Source organism: Dorea sp. Marseille-P4042 (assembly GCF_900290215.1).
GTDB lineage: Bacteria > Bacillota > Clostridia > Lachnospirales > Lachnospiraceae > Dorea > Dorea formicigenerans.
In genome coordinates this window covers 817,051-839,667 of sequence record NZ_OLMI01000003.1, presented here as the reverse complement: position 1 = coordinate 839,667, position 22,617 = coordinate 817,051, and the positions used below count along the sequence as shown (strand labels likewise).

Genomic DNA, 22,617 nt, shown 5'->3' with positions numbered 1-22,617 from the left:
TGGGTAGCTACTGTGCGGAAAGGGGGATAGAGGGAAAACAACCCTCATTCACTCTCACGCAGAAAGGAGGTGAAAAACTATGAAGTCATCTTCTTTCGAGCAGGCTATTCAAGCACAGTTTGATTGCCTTACAAAGAAAGTCATTAAAAGAGCAGCAATGAAGTATAACCGTGATATTTCAAAACGCTTGAAGCATGAAGTTCCATTTTCGGAAATATCAGATTTGGAATTAAATAAGGCTGGCGTTTATGACAAGTATTCCAGTGATTATACAGCGTTCAATGTTCTTGGCATGGAAGTACAAATATCTGACGACCAGTTGAGCAAAGCACTCAAATGTTTACCAGAGAGAAAACGAAATATTATTTTGTTGTCATATTTTATGGATATGTCTGACGCAGAAATTGGAGAGCTTATGAACGTGGTTCGTTCCACCGTTTACCGTCACAGGACAAGCACTCTGGAAGAAATACGAAAAATAATGGAGGAGGAATAAACGTGGATAATAGCACAAAACACATACCGTTTGCTGTGATTGTGGCGGCTACCAATGGTGATGAAGCTGCAATACAGGAAATCTTGGATTTTTATGACGGTTACATATCAAAGTTGAGCTTACGCAAATTGTATGATGAATACGGAAATGTCTACATGGTAGTGGATTCTGAATTGAAAGGTAGAATACAGGCTGCGGTAATGGATATGATTGCAAACTTCGAGATTATCGTAATTTAACTATTTCGACAGGCGGAGCTTTTCTCCCTTTCCCTATGCTCCGCTTGTCAATCTATGAAAGTCTATTATTTCAGATAATGGATTTTCACAGACTGACAAATACAGTCGGGTGTTCTTTGACAACTGAATAAAGCAATCAGATACGTTTGATATGCAGCGAGCCAGCGGATATTGTACGCCATGACCTTTCAAAACAAAGTGAGCGATTCATGCAATGATCTGTGAGCGACTTTTGGAATGGTCGTTTAGCCATGACCTGTATATCTGGATAATGATACACCCGTATGACACGGTTCACCCATCAGAATGGGAAAGGTGAAAGTCCTGTGGAGCTTGCTAAAGCCATCTGATTGTTTAGAAGAAAAGGTATTATCAGCAGCAAAATATATGTTCTCATTTCATGGAGTTGTGATATAATAACTTCATTAAACGAGTGTGTTTTGCTGCTGTCACTACGAAAGGAGTCTTATTAGTGATAAGTGATACACAAAATGCACAACCCTTAAAAAAGGAAAAAAAGACTTATACAGTAGAGGAAATTGCTGAACAACTAGGAGTTAGCAAAAAGGTAGCTTATTCATTGGTAAAAAGCGGTCAATTTAGTTATGTTCGTGTTGGTCGAGCCATACGAGTATCAAAAGTTTCTTTCGATAAATGGTTAAATCAAATTTAACTGTTAAGGAGAGAAATTTATGGCTACAATCAAACAAAGAAAATCAAGTTTTTCCGTTATTTACTGGTACTTAAATGATACAGGAGAAAGAAAGCAAAAATGGGACACGCTGGAAACAAGAAAAGAAGCAAAACAGCGTAAAGCCTTTATAGAATACTATCAAGAAAAATATGGATATGTGTTGGTTCCTTTAGAAGAACAATTTGCACACCAGATTGAAAATTCTAAAAAGGATTTGGAAGTTGTTGACAAAGATATTACGTTGCGTGATTTCCTAAAGATTTTTGTCAATCTCTATGGTACATCTAAATGGTCGCCTAGTACATACAGTAGTAAGGTTAGCTCTATTGAGAATTATATCAATCCGATTATTGGTGATTGGAAACTCAATGACATTACAACTAAAAGCCTATCAAAATACTACAATGATTTATTAAGCGTTCCAGAAGTTCCACGTTCAAACAGAAAAGCGACTGGTCGCTGTGTACAACCTGCGAACATCAAAAAGATACATGACATTATCCGTTGTGCCTTGAATCAAGCTATCCGTTGGGAGTACATTGACACAAACAAAAGAAATCCTGCGTCATTAGCTACTTTACCAAAAGTACCTAAAGTTAGACGAAAAGTATGGAGCATACAGACATTCCGTGAAGCAATTAAGGCTACGGAAGATGATTTACTTTCAATCTGTATGCACTTAGCTTTTTCCTGTTCTATGCGTATTGGTGAGATTACAGGTCTTACATGGGAAGATGTGATTATTGACGAAGAATCCATTGCTACAAATAATGCAAAGGTAATCATCAATAAGGAGCTTTCAAGAATAAATGCAGAAGCCATGCAGAAATTGAAAGAAAAAGATATTATCAAGATTTTTCCAACACAGAAACCACACTGTACTACAAGACTTGTCTTGAAAACACCAAAAACAGAAACAAGTAATAGAACTGTCTGGCTACCGAAAACTGTTGCTGAATTATTAGTACAGTACAAAAAAGACCAGCAGGAGTTAAAAGAATTTCTCGGAAGTGCATATAACGATTATAACCTTGTTATTGCATTAGAAAATGGAAACCCTGTGGAAAGCCGCATTGTTAGAGATAGATTCCAAAAACTCTGCGAAGAAAACAACTATGAAACTGTTGTATTCCACAGCCTACGTCATTTGAGTACAGGGTACAAATTAAAAATGACGAATGGTGACGTGAAATCCGTACAGGGTGATACAGGTCATGCAGAAGCAGAAATGGTTACAGATGTTTATTCTGAAATCATTGACGAGGACAGACGTTTCAATGCACAGAAAATGGATAGAGAGTTTTATTCTACTCTCAATGACAATACGGACACACACCAGCAAAGTACAGGTTTGACAGACAGTGATATGGCATTGTTGGAATTGCTTAAATCCCTGTCGCCAGAGATGAAAGAACAGCTTTTGAAGCAAACACTTCAAAAGTGATTTTTCAAAAGTGTTAGCAAATTTTCAAAAATCCAGCGATTTTTCATCAAAAATAAAAAAGTGTTAGCAAGCCTACTTCCTCAAAAGTCTTAACAAATAATCGAATACAAAATATTGAAAATAAAAAAAGTCCTTTTTCAGCAGAGATAGCAAGCCATAAATAAAGAAAGCTGAAAACCTAGAAAAATCAAGGCTTTCAGCGTTGTTTGTGGCGTCCCCGACAGGAATCGAACCTGCGACGTTCCGCTTAGGAGGCGGACCCTCTATCCTGCTGAGGTACGAGGACATTGTAAAAAATCTATTTAATTTTATCTAGTTATCATATCAAAAGGCGTTTGTTCCAACTATCCCTTAGGAGGCGTGTGCTCTATCCAGCTGAGCTACATGGACATTTATCAAAATATTAAGTTTTATGCAAGATTTAGACTCGAACCATCTACCGCTTAGGAGGCGAACCCTCTATCCTACTGAGGTACTGAGACTTATTTAATTGTAATGGAGCAATTTTCAAATTTATTTCATAATGGTCCTATGTCAAGATTTAGTACAAGTTAAAATGAGGTTTTCCTCATCTTAACTTACTAAGGTTAATTCGTCCCGCTGGAACTTATAATACAGTTCTTCGTATTCATTCGGCGACATGTAATCGCAATGACTATGAATTCGCTTTGTATTATAAAATGCTTCCAAATATTCGAATACCAGTCGATATGCATGATCGTAATCACGAATTTTAAAACGATTCAACCATTCGCGCTTAATCAAAGAATGGAACGATTCAATACATGCATTATCCCATGGATAAGCCTTTTTAGAATAGCTGCATTGCATATCGGCGGTAACACGTCTGTATTCTTTGGATACATATTGGCTGCCACGGTCTGAATGCAAAATTAAAGGCTCTTCAATGTTGCGTCTTGCTTTTGCTTTATTTATAGTTTCAATCACGCAGGATACTTCCAAACTTTTTGAAAGTGTCCACGCAATGATTTTCCTGGAATATAAATCCATAATGCTGGTCAAATAGACAAATCCGTCTATTGTCCAAATATAGGTAATATCAGAACACCAAACGGCGTTCGGACGTTCTGGATTGAATTGCTCATCAAGGATATTTTGTAATTTACTACTGAAGTCAGAATCTTTTGTGGTGATTGTCCATGGTTTGATCCACTGGGCTTTAATACCCAGTTGTTTCATATATTTACCAACTGTTCGCTCAGAAATGATTTCTCCTGATTCACGTAACTTCCTGGTGATCTTCGGAGCACCATAATTCTGTTTGGATTCATCATAAATATCCTTAATGCGAGCTTTCACAGCTTCACGACGTTTGGCTGTGTTCGAAGGAACACGTTTCATCCACGCATGATAGCCAGAACGGGAAACGCCAAGATATTTCAACATTCCGGAGACAGAAACCTGGCGTCGAGCCTTGTGGGCGTTTTCTGCCTTCTCAGCAACTTCGAGATAAATGGCTTCTGTCATTTTCCCAGAATGTTGATGGCTTTTTTTAATATATCAAGTGCATCTTGTGCATCCCGTAATTCGCGTTTTAACCGTGCGATTTCTTTTGCCTCATCAGAAGCATAATTACCAGAGCCACGGCTTTCAATATCGCCTGTTTCTCGAAGTTCTTTCTGCCAACGAGACAGAGATTGGTGACTGATACCAAGATTTGAAGCACAACCTATCAATCCCAACTCCTTGTGGTCATGGTAATATTGAACCGCATCAATTTTAAATTGTTTATCATAGTGCTTTGCCATAATGAGATCCTCCTTCAGTGCATACATACATCATACCATGAAATACTGTATAAGGAATTCTCATTTTGACTTGTACTATTTATATTCTAGCACCATAAATCGCTTCCAAAAGGGGATTGCTCCACCTAACCCTTAGGAGACGCTTGTTATATCCATTTAACTAAGGAAACTCAGCTATTGTATTTTAGCATTTATAAGAGATAAAAGCAAGCGTATCCAGGCCAGACGCTTTGATTTTTTGCTTTATATGGAAAGTGGTTAAAAGACATTAGGCGCAAAAAATTCTATGTTTTCTGTTGCAATTCAAATACACGGGGAGGGTATAATATAAATATATTCAAGACTCTAAAGCAAGTCTTAGTGGGAAGTCAGGATTGCAGAACAGATACATTTTCAACTTTTGTATTTGTGCGAAAAAGTAATCCTGAAAAATACACAAATTGGAGGAAAAGAGATGAAGAGAAAAATTGTAATTGGAGTTCTGGTATTGGCAATGGTGATACCGATGTCTGCATGTTCTTCAAAGACGGAGGACAAGGCGCAGACAAATGTATCCCAGAGCGATGACAAGCAGAAAGAGGGGTCGGCAGATACCGCAGAAAAAGGGGAATCTTCAGATGAAATCAACGAATACGGTCTGACCGGCGAGCAGACAGAGACGCTTTGTAATCTGGTGAAAGAAAAGGTAACGGAACAGTACCTGAATAAATACAATATTAATCCGGCTGATTTTACATTTCCAGAATATGTACCGGCTAATTGTGAAGAGGTTATGCCTGGTAATATATGGGCATATGTGCAAGACAGCCTGAAACCGCGTTGGAATGGAACGGTGTATGACCTGCTATCAATTGTTATAACGGCAGATACGGCAGGATATAAAGAGACCGGAATCAAGGAGATAAGAAAGGCGATAAGCGAAGGACTGCTGGGATGCGGTTTACGATAATTGCGCATGTGTGTTCGTCCACATAACGCGGCGTGAGAAGTCCCATAGAGTCGTAGAGATTAAGAGTCGGAACCGTAGTCCGATTGATCTTTGCCATTTCGCCAATGCTAATATAGTTGGAATCCTTATTGTACATGTTGTGTATACAAAACCTCCTTTTTCCAGTTGGGGACGGGGTTTTTTCAAAAAAACCCCGTCCCCAACTGCACTTTAACCTGTCCCTTTTTGAATTGTGTTTTATTCTTCTACAATTCCGGTGAATTCGATATCCGGCAGTAATTCGAAGTAGAAATCTGGATATTTCTGTGCCAGTGCTTTGATGCATTGATCTTGCAGGTGTTTGAATTTTGCCAGTGATACGATATCTTTGTCGAATGTGATGTAGACGCTGATCCAGAGTTTTCTTCCGGTTCTTACAATATCGTAGTATAGATTTTTGTGGCCGTAGATACCGATGATTGGTTCTACGGTCTTTTTGATGTCTTCGATTGTTTCTTCCTCTGGTGGAATCAGCATGAGATCGCGGATTCCGGTGATGACTGTGCGGACTGGTGTCTGGATCATAATAACAGACAGAAGAATCGTAATGATTTGATCCAGATATGGTGTTACGCGGTCGAACCATGCGAATGGTATCATAAGTGGCAGTAAAAATGCGAATGCCATGCCGAGGGATATGACGGAGTCGATCTGCCAGCCTTGCAGCTCCATTGTAATGAGTGGAGAATGAAGGTTTTTATTCTTAATTCGCAGATAAATTGTGACAATCACGCTTAAAATACAGGCGAACATTTCAAATCCGGCAATTGTATGAAAGGATACAATGTGTCCTCCGTGCAACATCAGATGGATATTATTGAAAATCAGTCCAAATGTAACGGCTGTCATGGTGATGCCTTTTACTACAACAAATAGTGTTTCCAGCTGCATATATCCAAATGGATGCTGTTCATTTGACGGGCGGTATAAAAGTGGAATCAGGAACACGGACGGAAGCAGCATAAAAAACTCCACTCCATCGTAGACTGCGTCCAGGAGGACTGCCTGAGAGCCGGTTGCAATTGCCATGACCAGCTCGATTACAACAAAGACTACGTTACCATATAAAGAAACTGACATTACAGATTTTTCTCTTTTTTGTGATTTTTTTCCTACATGCATAAAAATGCTCCTATTCTTGATTTAAGCGCCTTATGTAACGTTACCTATTATCAGTGCAAGGTTATGAAATATTTTCATTATAAGCAATCCTTGTGGAAAATGCAAATACGTGTCATTATCTTGTCTTTTTATCTTGTCTTTTTATGGAGATAATTATAGAATCCAGCAGAAAAATGTGATAAAATAAAAAGACTAAGTAAGAAGAATACCTGGAGGAAATGCCAATGATATCAGGCAAACGAGTCATCGTGGCGATGCTTACGGCACTTATGGCAGTGACGTTTACAGCTAATACTGCGGTGAGTGTATATGCGACAGGGGTAACGGCTACGGAGAATGCACAGACCATAGACGCACAGAGTACAGATGCGCAGGCACTGACACCGGAAGAACAAAAGGCTCAGGAATTGCAGCAGGTCTATGATATGCCGGTGGAATCGAATGGATATAAGGACTGGCCGCAGGGACCTGGGACTTATGGAGAAGCCGGAATTGTTATGGAAGTCGGAACGGGAGCAATTCTGTATGCCAAGAATATAGATGCTCATGAATATCCGGCAAGTATTACGAAAGTATTGACGGCGCTTGTAGCACTGGAAAATGGACAACTGACGGATAATGTGACATTCAGCCACGACAGCGTAGCGTTTTTACAGAGAGGAGATTCTTCCGTCGGATTAAAAGAGGGAAATGTAATCACACTGGATCAGGCAATGCATGCGATGCTTCTGGCATCTGCTAATGAAGCAGCATATGCAATAGGTGAGAGTGTCGGAGTGAATGCCGGTCATGATTACAACTGGTTCATAGAGCAGATGAACAGCCGATGCAAGGAACTGGGCGGTGAGAATTCCCATTTTGCTAATACAAATGGACTGCATGATCCGAATCATTACACATGTGCAAGAGATATGGCGCTGATTGGACGGGAGTTGTTCAAACATCCGGAATTTTTCCAGATTGTACAGACTCTCAATTATACAATTCCAGCCAGCGAGACGACGGAAGAACACGTTTTCCATCAAAAGCATAAAATGCTTCAGCCGTCGAATTCCAATTATTATCCATATACAATAGGTGGAAAGACTGGTTATACATCAGATGCGTTGTCAACGCTGATTACGATGGCGGACAATGGGCAGACTCAGCTGGTGTGTGTGGTACTGAGGACTCACGGAAAGAACATATATCCGGATACCACGAATTTATTTGAATATGCATTTCATAATTTCACAAAAGTAGATGTGACAACCCAGGAGAAATCTGAGGATATTGAAACATTTCTGACAGAAGACGGGCAGAGTGAACCGAATTATGTGATGTTGCCAAATGGTGTGGATTTTACAGCTTTGGATCAGAAAATCACGCAGGATACAGAAGATAGCAGCACAGGAATTGTGACATACAGTTACGATGGTCATGAACTTGGAACTGCAAAGGTGAAGCTTAGCAAATCCTATTTGAAAGCGCATACAGACAGTACTCAGGACGAAAGCAAATCCAGTGGACATGACAACAGTAAAAAACAGACTAAATCCGGGAAACACCTGTCACTTGGAACAACAAAAGGAAAAGTTATTCTGGGGCTGAGCATTCTTTTAGTAATATTGATCATAACATTTATAGCTACGGTGTCCCGCATAAGAAAAAAGAGTAATAAGAGAAAGAAACAGTAAAACACAGTTGCGAACACATAGTAAGGTACAGTATTTGAATTGGGGGAAAGGTCAAAATGGAGTTAAAAGAAGTATACAAGAAAATCGGCGGTGATTATGATGATGTAGTAAGACGTCTGATGGGTGAGAAGCTTGTGAGAAAGTTTCTCCTGAAATTTCTGGATGATAAAAGCTACGCCGATCTTGAGAGAACATTAAGCGAGGGTGATTACAAAGAAGCATTCCGTGCAGCCCATACACTGAAGGGTGTCTGCCAGAACCTGTCACTGACAAGCCTTTATCAGGTGAGCAGCCAGCTTACAGAGGAATTGAGAAATGAAGACACTGCAGTTCCAGGTAATCCGAACATTTCAGATTATATGAGCAAGGTAACAGCAGAGTATCACAAGACAATTGAGGCAATCCAGGAACTTGAGTAAGAAATCCAGCCAACAAGAAATGTGAAGAAAAGGGACAGTAAAAACCAGAAAATAAAATAGCAGAAATAAAATAGCAGAAATAAAATAGAAAAATGAGGATATAAGTTTTGCGGTACAATCACTTATGCCCTCATTTTTTTGTTGCCAAGCATACGACAAAAAGGTCCGGTGGACCTTTTTTAGTGTGTCCGTGGTGAGCATAGTTCCCAAAGCCCGCCCGGACAGGTGATGATCGTGCACAACCTACATTTTTCTTTTCAGCAGCTCCGGATTAGTTGCGTATGCCAATGCAGTTTCTGCTGTAATCTGCCCTTCTTTATAAAGAGTTAAAAGACTGGAATCCATGGAAATGATTTCTCCGCTGGCGGAGGAGGAAATTATGCCTTCCAATTGCGGAATCTTATTATCACGGATCATATTGCGGATTGCCGGTGTCACAGTCATAATCTCGAAGACAGGAATCATTTTCTCATCAATAGATGGAACAAGCTGCTGTGAGATGACTGCCTGCAGTACCATGGATAACTGGACAGCTATCTGATGCTGCTGGTTTGGAGGAAATACATCGATAATGCATACGATCGTGCTGGCTGCACCGATCGTATGCAGGGTCGAGAAGATCAAATGTCCCGTCTCAGCGGCGGTCATAGCAACCTGCATAGTTTCGTAATCACGCATTTCCCCGAGGAGTATAACATCCGGGCTTTGGCGCAGGGAAGCACGAAGAGCCGTTACATAACTTTCTGTATCTACGTGAATCTCACGCTGGCTGACAATACTCTGGTCCATAGAAACTTTGCCTGTAAAAAGGGGCTTAACCCCTTGACGAATCTGTGATAAAACTCGTATAATAAAAAAGTATATAAGATATTTTAAAGACGTTGACGAAGACAGTAGGTTATATCCCAACGATACAGAGAACCGGCGATGGTGGGAATCCGGTACAAGTAAGATATAATTGAAGATCACTTCCGAGTTTCAGAGTTTGAACGATCTGTGATATGAGCCAGGGCATCTGCACAGGCATAAGGAACAGAATTCAGTAAGACCTGACGGAGTTCCACCGTTACAGGGAAAGCATATGTCAGTATGTTTAGGTGGTTTATAAACGTAAGTATAAGGCTTTCGTCCTAATCAGGACGGGAGCCTGTTTTATTGTATAAGAAAGTAATATCTTTACAATAAGTTATGTTTAATGGTAAAAAAGGGACACCGCAAAATGCAAAAAGGGACACCCTTAATCAATGATTGGGACGTAGTACTTTGGCAAAATGCTACGTCCCCAACAAGGAGGATATTATGTATAAGAAGGTTTCAACAGACATGAATTTTGTTGACCGGGAGAAGGAAACGGAGAAATTCTGGGAAGACAATCACATTTTTGAGAAGAGTATGGAGGACCGTGAGGGCTGTCCACAGTATATGTTTTATGATGGACCGCCGACTGCGAATGGTAAACCGCATATCGGCCATGTTTTGACACGTGTTATCAAGGATATGATTCCTCGTTACCGTACCATGAAGGGATATGAAGTTCCGAGAAAGGCCGGATGGGATACTCACGGACTGCCGGTCGAGCTGGAGGTCGAGAAGGCTCTTGGTCTTGACGGAAAGGATCAGATTGAAAAATATGGTGTTGAGCCATTTATCAAAAAGTGTAAAGAGAGTGTGTGGAAATACAAAGGTATGTGGGAGGATTTCTCTAATACTGTAGGTTTCTGGGCTGATATGGATGATCCGTATGTTACTTATCACAACACATTTATTGAGTCTGAGTGGTGGGCACTGAAGAAGATCTGGGATAAAGGACTTCTTTATAAAGGATTTAAGATCGTGCCTTACTGTCCGCGTTGTGGAACTCCGCTGTCTGCACAGGAAGTGGCTCAGGGATACAAAGACGTAAAAGAGCGTTCAGCGATCGTTCGTTTTAAAGTTAAAGACGAGGACGCATATATTCTTGCATGGACAACAACTCCATGGACTCTGCCATCTAACATTGCACTTTGTGTAAATCCGGAAGAGGATTATGCGAAGGTAAAAGCAGCTGACGGATATACTTACTACATGGCTGTTGCCCTTCTTGATACAGTTCTTGGTAAACTTGGCGATGAGGAGAATGGTGTAAAGGCTTATGAAGTTCTTGAGACATACAAAGGCCAGGATCTTGAGTACAAAGAGTATGAGCCGCTTTATCAGTGCGCTTATGACTGCGCCGCAAAGCAGAATAAAAAAGCATTTTATGTAACATGTGATACTTATGTAACATTGACAGATGGTACCGGAGTTGTTCATATCGCGCCTGCATTTGGTGAGGACGATGCGAAAGTCGGACGTAAATATGACATGCCATTTGTTCAGTTAGTAGATGAAAAAGGTGAGATGGGCAAGACAACTCCATTCGCCGGATTATTCGTGAAGAAGGCAGACCCGGAAGTGTTAAAGGACCTGGACGGACGAGGACTTCTTTTCGATGCACCGAAGTTCGAGCACAGCTATCCACACTGCTGGAGATGTGACACGCCGCTTATTTACTACGCTCGTGAGTCATGGTTCATTAAGATGACAGCAGTAAAGGATGATCTGATCGCGAATAATAATACAATCAACTGGATTCCGGAGAGTATCGGTAAAGGACGATTTGGTGACTGGCTTGAAAATGTTCAGGACTGGGGCATCAGCCGTAACCGTTACTGGGGAACTCCTCTGAATATCTGGGAGTGTGAGTGTGGATGCCAGCATTCGATCGGAAGTATTGAAGAGCTGAAATCTATGTCTGATAACTGCCCGGATGAGATCGAGCTTCACCGCCCATATATTGATAATGTGACGATCAAGTGTCCGAAATGTGGAAAAGAGATGCACCGTGTACCAGAAGTGATCGACTGCTGGTTCGACAGTGGATCCATGCCATTTGCACAGTATCACTATCCATTTGAGAATCAGGAACTGTTCGAGAAACATTTCCCGGCAGACTTCATCTCAGAGGCGGTAGACCAGACTCGTGGATGGTTCTATTCACTGCTTGCGATTTCAACTCTGATCTTCAACAAAGCTCCTTATAAGAACGTTATTGTTCTTGGACATGTTCAGGATGAGAATGGTCAGAAGATGAGTAAGTCCAAGGGAAATGCGGTCGATCCGTTCGATGCACTGGAGAAATATGGAGCAGATGCGATCCGCTGGTATTTCTACATTAACAGTGCGCCGTGGCTGCCGAACCGTTTCCACGGAAAAGCAGTGACAGAGGGACAGCGTAAGTTCATGGGAACTCTGTGGAATACTTATGCATTCTTTGTACTGTATGCGAATATTGATGGATTTGATGCAACAAAATATACATTAGAGTATGAGAAGCTGTCTGTCATGGACAAATGGCTTCTGTCAAAGCTCAACTCTGCGATTAAAGCCGTAGATGAGGATCTGGCAAACTACAAGATCCCGGAGGCTGCAAAGGCACTTCAGAGTTTTGTTGATGACATGAGTAACTGGTATGTAAGACGCAGCCGTGAGCGTTTCTGGGCAAAGGGCATGGAGCAGGATAAGATCAATGCTTACATGACACTTTACACAGCACTGGTAGAGATCTGCAAGACTGCAGCTCCGATGATTCCGTTCATGACAGAAGACATTTACCAGAACCTCGTAAGAAGTATTGATGCAAATGCTCCTGAGAGTATCCACCTGTGTGATTTCCCGAAGGTAAATGAAGCACACATCGACAAAGAGCTTGAGGAGAATATGGATCGTGTTCTGAAACTGGTTGTTATGGGACGTGCCTGCAGAAATACTGCAAATATCAAGAACCGTCAGCCAATCGGACAGATGTATGTCAAAGCTGATTTTGAGCTTTCCGAGTTCTTTGATGCCATCGTTGCCGATGAATTAAATGTGAAAAATGTAACATTTACACAAGAAGTACGTGACTTTACGTCCTATTCTTTTAAACCTCAGCTAAAGACAGTCGGACCAAAATATGGTAAACTGTTAGGGGGAATCAAAAATGTACTCAGCGGACTGGATGGAAATGCTGCTATGGATGAGCTGAATGCAAATGGTTGCCTGAGATTTGAGGTAAATGGTGAAGAAGTAGCCCTGAACCGTGAAGATCTTCTGATCGATACTGCACAGATGGAAGGATATGTATCTGAGGATGACAACGGAATCACAGTTGTTCTTGATACGAACTTATCCGAGGAACTTCTGGAGGAAGGATTCGTGCGTGAGATCATCAGCAAAGTACAGACAATGCGTAAGGAAGCTGATTTTGAGGTCATGGATAAGATTGTGATCACATATGAAGGAAGTGAGAAGGCAGAAACTGTATTTGCGAAAAATGCTGATGAGATCGGAGCTGAGACACTGGCTCTGGAGGTGAAAAAAGCAACACCTGCAGGCTATGTGAAAGAGTGGAAGATCAATGGTGAGGCAGTAACTCTTGGAGTAGAGAAGCAATAACAGATGTGAACAGGTCTGCTCCGGCAGATCTGTTCTTTTATTCATTTTCTAGCACAAGAGTAAGAAAGGATCAAAACAATATGATTAATCCGAGATTTGAAAAAGAAGCATTTAAGAAGGATGTAGAACAGAATGTTAAGCAGCTGTTCCGAAAAACTGTAGACGAAGCATCTCAGCAGGAGCTTTATCAGGCGGTTTCCTATGTCGTAAAAGATGCAATTATCGATGACTGGATCGCAACTCAGAAGCAGTACGAGAAAGATGATCCGAAAATCGTGTATTATATGTCTATGGAGTTCTTGCTTGGAAGAGCTCTTGGCAATAACCTGATCAATATGACGGCATATAAAGAGGTGAAAGAGGCTCTGGAAGAAATGGGTCTGAACCTGAATGAACTTGAGGATCAGGAGCCGGACCCGGCACTTGGAAATGGCGGACTTGGACGTCTCGCTGCATGTTTCCTGGATTCACTGGCATCTCTTGGCTATGCGGCTTACGGCTGTGGTATCCGCTACCGTTATGGTATGTTCAAGCAGAAGATCAAAGATGGCTATCAGGAAGAAAGACCGGATAACTGGCTGAAGAACGGCAATCCATTCGAACTTCGCAGACCGGAGTATGCAAAGGAAGTACGCTTCGGTGGAAATATCCGTGTAGAGTACGATGATAAGACCGGAGATATCCGTTTTAAACAGGAGAATTATGAGTCCGTTCTGGCAGTTCCGTATGATTATCCAATCGTAGGATATGATAATCATATTGTAAATACACTTCGTATCTGGGACGCAGAACCAATCGTAGATTTCCAGTTAGATTCATTTGACCGCGGTGATTATCACAAAGCGGTAGAGCAACAGAATCTGGCAAAAACGATCGTAGAGGTCCTGTACCCGAACGATAACCACTATGCAGGAAAGGAACTGAGACTGAAACAGCAGTATTTCTTCGTATCTGCCAGTCTTCAGGCTGCACTTACAAAATATAAAAAGCACCATGATGATATCCATAAACTGCCGGAGAAGATGACGATTCAGATGAATGATACACATCCGACGGTAGCAGTTGCCGAGCTTATGAGACTTCTTCTTGATGAGGAAGGACTTGGCTGGGATGAGGCATGGGAGATCACAACAAAGACCTGCGCTTACACGAACCACACCATCATGGCAGAGGCTCTGGAAAAATGGCCAATCGACCTGTTCTCCAGGCTGCTTCCTCGTGTATACCAGATCATCCAGGAGATTGATCGCCGCTTTGTGGCTAAGATCCGTGAGATGTATCCGGGAAATGAAGAGAAAGTAGCAAAGATGCAGATTTTAAGAGATGGTCAGGTAAAGATGGCTCATCTTGCAATCGTAGCCGGATACTCTGTCAATGGAGTTGCAAGACTTCATACAGAAATCCTGAAAAAACAGGAGCTTCGTGATTTCTACGAAATGATGCCGCAGAAATTCAATAATAAGACAAACGGAATTACGCAGAGACGTTTCCTGATGCATGGAAATCCGCTGCTGGCTGACTGGGTAACAGATAAGCTTGGAACAAAGGACTGGATCACAGATCTGTCTCTGATGTCAGGATTGAAAAAATGGGTGGACGATGAGGAAGCTCTGAAGGAATTTATGAGCATCAAGTATGAGAATAAAGTCCGCCTGGCAAAATACATTAAAGAGCACAATGGCATTGAAGTGGATCCAAGATCTATCTTCGATGTACAGGTCAAGAGACTGCATGAGTACAAGAGACAGCTTCTTAACATTTTACATGTGATGTATTTGTATAACGAGATCAAGGAACATCCGGAAATAAGCTTCTATCCGAGAACATTTATCTTCGGAGCAAAAGCTTCTGCAGGATATATCCGTGCAAAACAGATCATCAAACTGATCAATTCCGTTGCGGATGTAGTCAATAACGACCGCAGCATCAATGGCAAACTGAAAGTTGTATTCATCGAAGATTATCGTGTGTCAAATGCTGAGATCATCTTCGCAGCAGCTGACGTAAGCGAGCAGATTTCCACAGCTTCCAAAGAGGCATCAGGAACCGGTAATATGAAGTTCATGCTCAACGGCGCACCGACACTTGGAACGATGGATGGAGCAAATGTGGAGATTGTTGAAGAAGTTGGTGCAGAGAATGCATTTATCTTCGGACTCAGCTCTGACGAGGTCATCAATTACGAGAACAATGGCGGCTACAATCCGATGGATATCTACAATAGTGATGCCGATATCCGACGTGTTGTGAACCAGCTTGTTGATGGAACATATTCACAAGGTGATAAGGAAATGTACCGTGACCTGTATAATTCACTTCTGACAGCTCAAGGTGGAAGCAAAGCCGATACGTATTTCATTCTGAAGGATTTCCGTTCTTATGCGGATACACAGAAGAAGGTTGAAGAAGCTTACCGCGACAAAGACAGATGGGCTAAGATGGCACTTCTGAATACTGCAAGCTGTGGAAAATTCTCATCTGACAGAACGATTCAGGAGTATGTGGATGATATCTGGCATCTGGATAAAGTGACAGTAGAAGTTTAGTTCATGCAGAAACAATGCAAAGGCATTCTTGAAGAATAAAAAAGAACGTCTTCTCATATTTTATATGGGAGGGCGTTTTTTATATGAGATTTGCATATTTGAAATATAGATTAAAGAAACTGGGGTGCTATCTTCTGATCATTATATTGTTGCCTTATATTATCACCGTGTTCTTAAGCGGACCGGGAGCTTATGGAGCTTCCAGAGTGGACGAGACTATGGTAAATGTGAAGGCAGACGGGGAAAAGTCCGGCAGTGATGGTGGAAAACAGGAAGATTCTAATGCTGAAAATGTGGATAAAATTCAGATACCGCTCAGTGAATACTGTATTGGAATTATGGCCAGAGAAATCCCTGCGGTTTATGAGGAGGAAGCTTTAAAAACCCAGGCAGTTCTTGTGCGTACCCAGGTATGTCTGGCACTTGGCGCAGGGGCAGATACTATATTAGAAGAGAGATACTGGACAAAGAAAGATATGCAGGATTCCTGGGGAGCAGATCAATATTCCAAGTATTATAAGCGGCTTGAGCATGCATGGGAGGAGACCAACGGACAGGTGCTGACTTATGGAAATGCGCTGGCAAAGACACCATTTTGCAGACTCAGTAATGGAAGTACAAGGGATGGACGGGAGGCGCTGGGGAGCGAAGATTATCCGTATCTGAAGATTGTGGACTGTCCGCTAGATATTGAGTCGAAAGAACAAATTCAGACAATTACTATAGACGATATGGATGCGGAAGTGACTGGAGTAGACACTGCAGGATATGTACTTAGCGTCCGGGTTGGAAATGACACCGTGAGTGGAGAAGAATTCCGAACCAATTATCATCTCGCATCAAGCTGCTTTTCTTTTCAGAAATATGACGGAAAGCTGCGGATCACGACCCGGGGTATCGGGCATGGACTGGGCTTAAGCCAGTACACGGCAAATCAAATGGCAAAAGAAGGAAAAAGCATGGAAGAGATACTGGCACATTTCTTCGAAGGGACAGAACTGAAAGAAGGCGTGGAAATCGTGCAGGTGGAAGGCGGAGCAGGAGAGTAGCAAAATTTGTAAAGTCATAATCGTATTGTACAAAAAGCTGGGGCATTCTTGAAATTCCCATATAAGAAAGGCTAGAAAAAGGCAAAGACAATATTTTATATGTAGTTTGTATAGTACCACTACAATCTGGCAAGAATAGAGTCAGAGGTGGTGATGAAAATGAACGATAATAATAAGATGGATCGCGGCAAAGAACATGCCGGTCCGAAAAAAATGACGCCAAGGCAGAAGCAAAAGAGAAATCGTAAGGCGACACTGGCGGCAGTTCTGTGCTTTGTGGCAGCCATAGCAATTGTTGGAACATACACAATGCGGGATTACAAGACAGTGAAAAAAGAAGGGGAGCTCGCAAAAGCACAACTGGAGGAACAGAAGAAAGCACTGGAGGAAGCCAGTCAGGAAGCAAGTGGAAATGCACAGAAAGACAATGCTTCCGAGTCAGGCACGGATGGAGCCGGAACCGGTGGAAAAGCCGAAAAGAGTGGCTCTGGTGCAGGAACGGCAGGGACTGCAAGCAAAAATGCTGCAACAGCCGGAAACACAGATGGATCCGGAAATAATGGCAACCAGGACGGCAACAGTCAGACTAACGAAAATCAGCAGGCGGCAAGGACAGCTGGCAGTGCATCTTCCGCAAACTTTACAAGCGACAGCAAGATGATCTGGCCTGTAAGCGGCACGGTGCTTATGAATTACAGCATGGACAAAACAGTTTACTTCGCGACACTAGACCAATACAAGTATAATCCGGCATTGGTTATCAGCGGAGCAGAAGGAGACCAGGTTCTGTGCGGTGCACCGGGAATAATTAAATCCATTGATGTGACCGCACAGACAGGAACAACCGTGACCGTAGACCTTGGAAATGGTTACGAAGTCCTTTACGGACAGTTAAAAGAAGTGCCAGTAAAAGTCGGCGACCAGGTAGAGGCAAAAAGCATTCTCGGCTATATCGGACAGCCGACAAAGTATTACAGCGTGGAAGGATGCAACGTATATATGGAATTACGAAAAGATGGAACACCAGTAAACCCTGTAGATTATATGACAAAAAGATAAAGAATGTGTATAATTGGGGACGTAGTAAAATGAAGTTTTGCTACGTCCCCAATTAAAGGAGAAATCATGAATTATACATATATTGTGGAGTGTGGGGACGGTAGTCTCTACACTGGCTGGACGAACAATCTGGAAAAAAGAATACAGGCTCATAATGCGGGAAAAGGCGCGAAATATACGAAGAGCCGTCTGCCGGTGAAGCTGGTGTATTCGGAAACATTTGCCACGAAGGAAGAGGCAATGAGCCGGGAGTATGCGATTAAGCATATGAAAAGGAAAGAGAAGTTACAATTGATTGAGAATGGAGCGGAAATATTTAATATTTAAGGACTTGCTTTTTTGAAAATAACGGTTATAATATTGATATAAGAATAAGTAGTAATCAAAACTACGTATGAAAATACGAAAGAAGAATATAACATTATTTTCAGGAGGGGTAAGTTATGGCAAAAGTAATAGAAGAACATGTAAAAGATCCGGGAAGTGCGATCACACATTTTATTGGAATGCTGATGGCAATATTTGCAGCAATTCCGTTGCTTATCAAAGCAGCTCATGAGCCTGGCAGGATTTATCTTGTATCTATTGCAGTTTATGCGGCAAGTCTGATCCTGCTTTATGCAGCCAGCACGACATACCATACATTTAACATTTCCAAGAAGGTAAATACGATTCTGAAGAAAATTGACCATATGATGATCAGCGTATTGATTGCCGGAAGTTATACACCAATTTGTCTGTTAGTGCTCGGCGGACGTATGGGATGGATTCTACTGGCAATTGTATGGGGATTTGCAATTGCGGGAATTCTGATAAAGGCGTTTTGGGTATTTTGCCCGAAGTGGGTATCTTCCGTACTTTATATCGGAATGGGGTGGACTTGTGTACTTGCATTTACACAACTGCTCAATTCCCTGTCGCCGGCGGGATTTAGATGGCTTTTAGCAGGCGGAATCATTTATACAGTCGGCGGAGTGATCTATGCACTGAAATTTCCGATTTTTAACAGGAAGCATAAAAATTTTGGAAGCCATGAGATTTTTCATCTGTTCGTGATGGGAGGAAGCCTGTGCCACTTTGTAGTGATGTACGCATTTGTGCTGTAGCAGATGAAGATGAAGGAGCCGTGCAGCAGATATCATTTTCATGTCAAAACAGCGAGGAAAGCAAAAAATAGCAGAGAATAAGAAACAGTCTGAGAGGAAAACTTTCAGGCTGTTTTTCGTATACGTAGAAAAGGTAGTTTCCTGCGTATACGAAAGCTCTCTAGAGACTATAACGGAAGGAAGAAATACTTAAGGGACAGGATGATAGAATTAAAGATCAAATTAACAAACTTAAAGAACAGGACGATAGGCTCAAAGAGTAGGATCAAGTAATTAGAGAATTAATGAAGAAAATTGGACAATGGTTTTGCGCCGACCGAAACGGAGTGTAGACTTGCAGAGGTGCGCAGTAGAAGTAGGTCATGCAATTGCATGACGCGCACCTCGCAGCAAGAATGCCGAGGCATTCTTGAAAATGAAAACAGGTATCTCCGCTCATTGGCGGAGATGCCTGCTTGGGGATTTAATTTTCATTGAGTGAAGAAAAATCGGTAAGTTCTTCCATCAAATTATGTACGGTAGTCATTTGATGAATTCTGCCAACATTGCTTCCGCAGAAGATAAGCCCATTTTCAATATCACCTTTTACAGCATTGATCAGCGCCTGAGTAATGCAATAAGGAACAGTGCCAGGATTGCACTGGGCAAGGCAGTTATAGCATTTTTTTATTGGCTGACGCTCTCGCTCTATATTCTTGATGAACTCATTGCGAAGTGCTCTGCCCGGCATTCCGACAGGGCTTTGGATTATTTGAATATCCTCTTCTCTGGCATGTATGTAAGCTTGCTTATATGCATCTGATGCGTCACATTCTTCTGTTGCAACAAAACGGCTTGCAATTTGAACACCATCTGCGCCAAGTCCCAATGCGTGGGCAATGTCTGCTGAGTCAAAGATACCACCGGCAACAATGACTGGTATTTTTTTGTTGTATTGTTTTTCATACTCTTTTTTACATTCAATTATATTTTTGATTTCTTCATCATAATTAAGAGAATTAATATCAACAAGTTCTTCCGTAGAAAATCCAAGATGTCCACCTGCTTTTGGACCTTCAATTACAATAAAATCAGCGGTTCTGTCATATCTGTGTGCCCAGCGTTTTAAAATAATCTGTAATGCTCTTTTAGACGATACAATTGGTGCAATCTTTGTACGGCAAGTTTCACTGACAAGAGCCGGAAGTTTCATCGGTAGTCCGGCACCACTGATAATGACATCGGCACCAGCGGCAACGGCCTCTTTTACGTGTTCTTCATAATGCTTTAGAGCCACCATGATATTTACTCCGATAAGTCCGTTGCCACAGGCGATTTCTTTTGCTTTTTGAATATGTTTCCGTATAGCAAGACGATTACATCCTGCCTGATCTTTCTCGAAGCCTTTCTCGTCATAACCAATCTGGGCAGTGGAAATGATGCCGACTCCGCCTTCTTTTGCTACGGCTCCGGCAAGTTTACTCAGGCTGACACCGACGCCCATGCCACCTTGTATAATTGGGAGTCTGGCAGTCAGATTACCAATTTGAAGATGTTTTAATTTTGTATTCATAATATTTATCCTTTCCAGAATCATTTATGCTTGAAATTAAATAGTTTGAATTTCAAACTATTTAATTATAAAACAAAATGTTTTCGGTGTCAATATCTTGTAGTAATCTATTCTTTCATATATAGTATTAAATACTATATGCAAAAGGCGAGATGAAACAATAATAACTATGTTACAATAGAATAAAATGTTTCGAATGGATTGATGGAGAAGAAAATGAAAAAACATAAAGTTATATTTAGAATACTGTTAATTGTTATATGCTGCATGTGTTTTACGGTTACAGGATATGCACGGGCCGGTGGCGGAGGTTCCAGTGGAGGATGCGGGGGCGGATCTGGAAGCAGTTCGGGCAGTGGATCGCATAGTCATTATCACGGGCAAGGCGGAAGACGTGGAGGACCGGTTGAAATGATTATCTGGTGGGGCACATTTATTTGTATGGCCGGAGCCGGAACGATAGTGTTTCATTATGGAATTCAAAAAGCAAAGCGAAAGAGCCTGCGTTCTATTTCATGGACGGCTGTCGCCGTATAATAAAAAAGGAGATTACACTCCTTCGTGAGTAAACTCACACGAAGTGTAACCTCTTTTTTATTGCATGGCTTGTAGCTTAGCCAAAGTATCTCTTAAGCAGGCCTTCGAATGCTTTTCCGTGACGTGCCTCGTCTCTTGCCATCTCATGTACTGTGTCATGGATTGCGTCAAGGTTAGCTGCTTTTGCTCTTCTTGCGAGGTCGAATTTACCTTCTGTTGCACCGTGCTCAGCATCTACACGCATCTCAAGGTTTTTCTTTGTGCTGTCTGTGACAACTTCACCAAGTAATTCAGCGAATTTTGCAGCGTGCTCAGCTTCTTCATGAGCAGCTTTCTCCCAGTATAAACCAATCTCTGGGTATCCTTCTCTGTGTGCAACTCTTGCCATTGCCAGGTACATTCCTACTTCGGAACACTCTCCTGCGAAGTTTGCACGAAGATCCTCTAAGATATCCTCGCTTACGCCCTGTGCAACGCCTACTACATGCTCAGCAGCCCATGTTCTCTCGGCTGACTGCTCTTTGAACTTAGAAGCTGGTGCGTGACAGACTGGACATTCAGCTGGTGCAGCCTCTCCTTCGTAAACATATCCACATACTGTACATACAAATTTTTTCATAATGATGATCTCCTTTTCTTTTTATTAAAATTTTTTGTTGTTCAAGTTAGTTTTGTGATTCAGAGCTTCGTTTGCATTTTTTGTAAATGAATTTATTCTTAAAGCTCTAAAACAATATTAGTAATTGTTACTGGTATTAAGATAACATAATTACTTGTCATTGTCAATAATATTTTTTATTAAATTTATCTTTTTGATAAAATAGACTGACAAGTTTGTTATGACTTACGGGATGTTTTCTGTGTGATACAGTCTTGACAAGTTCCATAGAATAATGTTGCATGTGAATCAATCGTGCCATCAAAATGCTCCTCGGCCAGTTTATTCATGGTATTGATGTGAGCTTCGTCGATATGCAGATCAAATACCCGGTTGCAACAAGTGCATACAACGTGATAGTGTGGGCGAGTATTGCCATCAAATCGGTCCCCACCGTCAGGAGTGGTAATCTTAATTGCTTCGCCCATGTCAGCAAGCAGATTCAGATTCCGGTAAACAGTTCCAAGACTGATACGGGGGAATTCTTCTCTTACATGAAGATATACAGTATCAGCAGTTGGATGCTCAGTTGTATGATCGAGATATTCTTTAATGGATGCTCGCTGTCTGCTGTATTTCAATGTAGCCATGCGATAACCTCCTTGATAATGATAATTGTTATTATAATTAGAATAATAGAAAATGTTCCATTTGTCAACTTTTAATTTATAAATGTAATACTTTTGTAACAATTAATTGTAAAATTTTGTAAAAAAAGTGAAAAAATGGATGTAATATGATGAGGAAAAGTCGGGATAATAGCCTTGACATGGGATTGCTGCGTGATATAATAAACACGTAACATATG

At 41.5% G+C, this 22,617-nt stretch carries 20 protein-coding genes, 1 tRNA gene and 1 pseudogene; 14 read left to right on the top strand and 8 right to left on the bottom strand.

Annotated elements, in window-relative coordinates:
• Positions 1-79: 79 nt before the first annotated feature.
• The 4 genes from C7E02_RS17600 (at position 80) to C7E02_RS17585 (ending at position 2,873) form a co-directional block, all read left to right on the top strand.
• Positions 80-496 (top strand): RNA polymerase sigma factor, encoded by a 417-nt coding sequence (locus C7E02_RS17600; RefSeq protein ID WP_105310281.1) that lies wholly within the window; start codon positions 80-82, stop codon positions 494-496.
• A gap of 2 nt (positions 497-498) precedes the next feature.
• Entirely contained in the window at positions 499-735 is a 237-nt protein-coding gene (locus tag C7E02_RS17595; RefSeq protein WP_105310280.1) for a helix-turn-helix domain-containing protein, read from the top strand.
• A 472-nt stretch (positions 736-1,207) separates the two neighbouring features.
• Positions 1,208-1,408, top strand: coding sequence for a helix-turn-helix domain-containing protein (locus tag C7E02_RS17590; protein WP_105310279.1), 201 nt, complete (start codon positions 1,208-1,210; stop codon positions 1,406-1,408).
• Positions 1,409-1,427: 19 nt separating this feature from the next.
• Positions 1,428-2,873 carry a site-specific integrase gene (locus C7E02_RS17585; protein WP_105310278.1) on the top strand — a complete coding sequence of 482 codons (1,446 nt, stop codon included), beginning with the start codon at positions 1,428-1,430 and terminating at the stop codon, positions 2,871-2,873.
• Between the two features lie 209 nt (positions 2,874-3,082).
• On the opposite strand, the gene C7E02_RS17580 is transcribed toward C7E02_RS17585, so the two are convergent.
• The 3 genes from C7E02_RS17580 to C7E02_RS17570 all read right to left on the bottom strand — a co-directional run bounded on the left by C7E02_RS17580 (position 3,083) and on the right by C7E02_RS17570 (position 4,642).
• Positions 3,083-3,159: transfer RNA gene (locus C7E02_RS17580), tRNA-Arg, on the bottom strand.
• A 287-nt stretch (positions 3,160-3,446) separates the two neighbouring features.
• Positions 3,447-4,361, bottom strand: coding sequence for an IS3 family transposase (locus C7E02_RS17575; protein ID WP_105308891.1), 915 nt, complete (start codon positions 4,359-4,361; stop codon positions 3,447-3,449).
• A complete protein-coding gene (locus C7E02_RS17570) occupies positions 4,358-4,642 on the bottom strand; it encodes a transposase (protein ID WP_181984745.1) in 285 nt (94 codons plus the stop codon). Before C7E02_RS17570 ends, C7E02_RS17575 begins: the two co-directional genes overlap by 4 nt.
• Before the next feature lie 454 nt (positions 4,643-5,096).
• On the opposite strand from C7E02_RS17570, the gene C7E02_RS17565 reads away from it, so the two are divergent.
• Complete coding sequence (locus C7E02_RS17565; RefSeq protein WP_105310277.1) at positions 5,097-5,591, top strand: hypothetical protein; 495 nt, start codon at positions 5,097-5,099, stop codon at positions 5,589-5,591.
• A 237-nt stretch (positions 5,592-5,828) separates the two neighbouring features.
• Here the strand turns inward: C7E02_RS17565 and C7E02_RS17555 are convergent, their stop codons facing one another.
• Positions 5,829-6,752 (bottom strand): cation diffusion facilitator family transporter, encoded by a 924-nt coding sequence (locus C7E02_RS17555; RefSeq protein ID WP_105310275.1) that lies wholly within the window; start codon positions 6,750-6,752, stop codon positions 5,829-5,831.
• 224 nt (positions 6,753-6,976) lie between these two features.
• Between C7E02_RS17555 and C7E02_RS17550 the strand changes: the two genes are divergently transcribed.
• Both C7E02_RS17550 and C7E02_RS17545 read left to right on the top strand, forming a co-directional pair.
• Positions 6,977-8,428 (top strand): D-alanyl-D-alanine carboxypeptidase family protein, encoded by a 1,452-nt coding sequence (locus C7E02_RS17550; RefSeq protein WP_242978978.1) that lies wholly within the window; start codon positions 6,977-6,979, stop codon positions 8,426-8,428.
• A 56-nt stretch (positions 8,429-8,484) separates the two neighbouring features.
• Positions 8,485-8,847 carry an Hpt domain-containing protein gene (locus C7E02_RS17545; RefSeq protein ID WP_105310273.1) on the top strand — a complete coding sequence of 121 codons (363 nt, stop codon included), beginning with the start codon at positions 8,485-8,487 and terminating at the stop codon, positions 8,845-8,847.
• A 243-nt stretch (positions 8,848-9,090) separates the two neighbouring features.
• On the opposite strand, the pseudogene C7E02_RS17540 reads toward C7E02_RS17545, so the two are convergent.
• A pseudogene (locus tag C7E02_RS17540) lies at positions 9,091-9,633 on the bottom strand (type IV pilus twitching motility protein PilT); the annotation flags it as partial.
• A 513-nt stretch (positions 9,634-10,146) separates the two neighbouring features.
• Here C7E02_RS17540 and ileS point away from each other — a divergent pair.
• The 6 genes from ileS (at position 10,147) to trhA (ending at position 19,062) form a co-directional block, all read left to right on the top strand.
• The gene (ileS, locus tag C7E02_RS17535) at positions 10,147-13,302 is read left to right on the top strand and encodes an isoleucine--tRNA ligase (protein WP_105310271.1); all 3,156 of its coding nucleotides are present in this window, start codon (positions 10,147-10,149) and stop codon (positions 13,300-13,302) included.
• Positions 13,303-13,382: 80 nt separating this feature from the next.
• Positions 13,383-15,848: a glycogen/starch/alpha-glucan phosphorylase gene (locus C7E02_RS17530; protein ID WP_105310364.1), complete on the top strand. Its 2,466-nt coding sequence runs from the start codon at positions 13,383-13,385 to the stop codon at positions 15,846-15,848.
• Between the two features lie 83 nt (positions 15,849-15,931).
• Complete coding sequence (locus C7E02_RS17525; RefSeq protein ID WP_105310270.1) at positions 15,932-16,897, top strand: SpoIID/LytB domain-containing protein; 966 nt, start codon at positions 15,932-15,934, stop codon at positions 16,895-16,897.
• A 159-nt stretch (positions 16,898-17,056) separates the two neighbouring features.
• Positions 17,057-17,956: a murein hydrolase activator EnvC family protein gene (locus tag C7E02_RS17520; protein ID WP_242978977.1), complete on the top strand. Its 900-nt coding sequence runs from the start codon at positions 17,057-17,059 to the stop codon at positions 17,954-17,956.
• Positions 17,957-18,022: 66 nt separating this feature from the next.
• Positions 18,023-18,283, top strand: a complete 261-nt coding sequence (locus C7E02_RS17515) for a GIY-YIG nuclease family protein (protein WP_022278704.1) — start codon at positions 18,023-18,025, stop codon at positions 18,281-18,283.
• A gap of 116 nt (positions 18,284-18,399) precedes the next feature.
• Positions 18,400-19,062: a PAQR family membrane homeostasis protein TrhA gene (trhA, locus tag C7E02_RS17510; protein ID WP_005341910.1), complete on the top strand. Its 663-nt coding sequence runs from the start codon at positions 18,400-18,402 to the stop codon at positions 19,060-19,062.
• A 463-nt stretch (positions 19,063-19,525) separates the two neighbouring features.
• On the opposite strand, the gene C7E02_RS17505 is transcribed toward trhA, so the two are convergent.
• On the bottom strand, positions 19,526-20,614 hold the full coding sequence (locus C7E02_RS17505) for an NAD(P)H-dependent flavin oxidoreductase (protein WP_105310269.1): 1,089 nt from the start codon (positions 20,612-20,614) through the stop codon (positions 19,526-19,528).
• Between the two features lie 216 nt (positions 20,615-20,830).
• Here C7E02_RS17505 and C7E02_RS17500 point away from each other — a divergent pair, with 216 nt between their 5' ends.
• The gene (locus C7E02_RS17500; RefSeq protein ID WP_105310268.1) at positions 20,831-21,151 is read left to right on the top strand and encodes a hypothetical protein; all 321 of its coding nucleotides are present in this window, start codon (positions 20,831-20,833) and stop codon (positions 21,149-21,151) included.
• A 76-nt stretch (positions 21,152-21,227) separates the two neighbouring features.
• Here C7E02_RS17500 and C7E02_RS17495 read toward each other — a convergent pair whose 3' ends face one another.
• The gene (locus C7E02_RS17495) at positions 21,228-21,770 is read right to left on the bottom strand and encodes an NADH peroxidase (protein ID WP_005341890.1); all 543 of its coding nucleotides are present in this window, start codon (positions 21,768-21,770) and stop codon (positions 21,228-21,230) included.
• 218 nt (positions 21,771-21,988) lie between these two features.
• On the bottom strand, positions 21,989-22,399 hold the full coding sequence (locus tag C7E02_RS17490) for a Fur family transcriptional regulator (protein WP_005341888.1): 411 nt from the start codon (positions 22,397-22,399) through the stop codon (positions 21,989-21,991).
• Positions 22,400-22,617 lie beyond the last annotated feature (218 nt).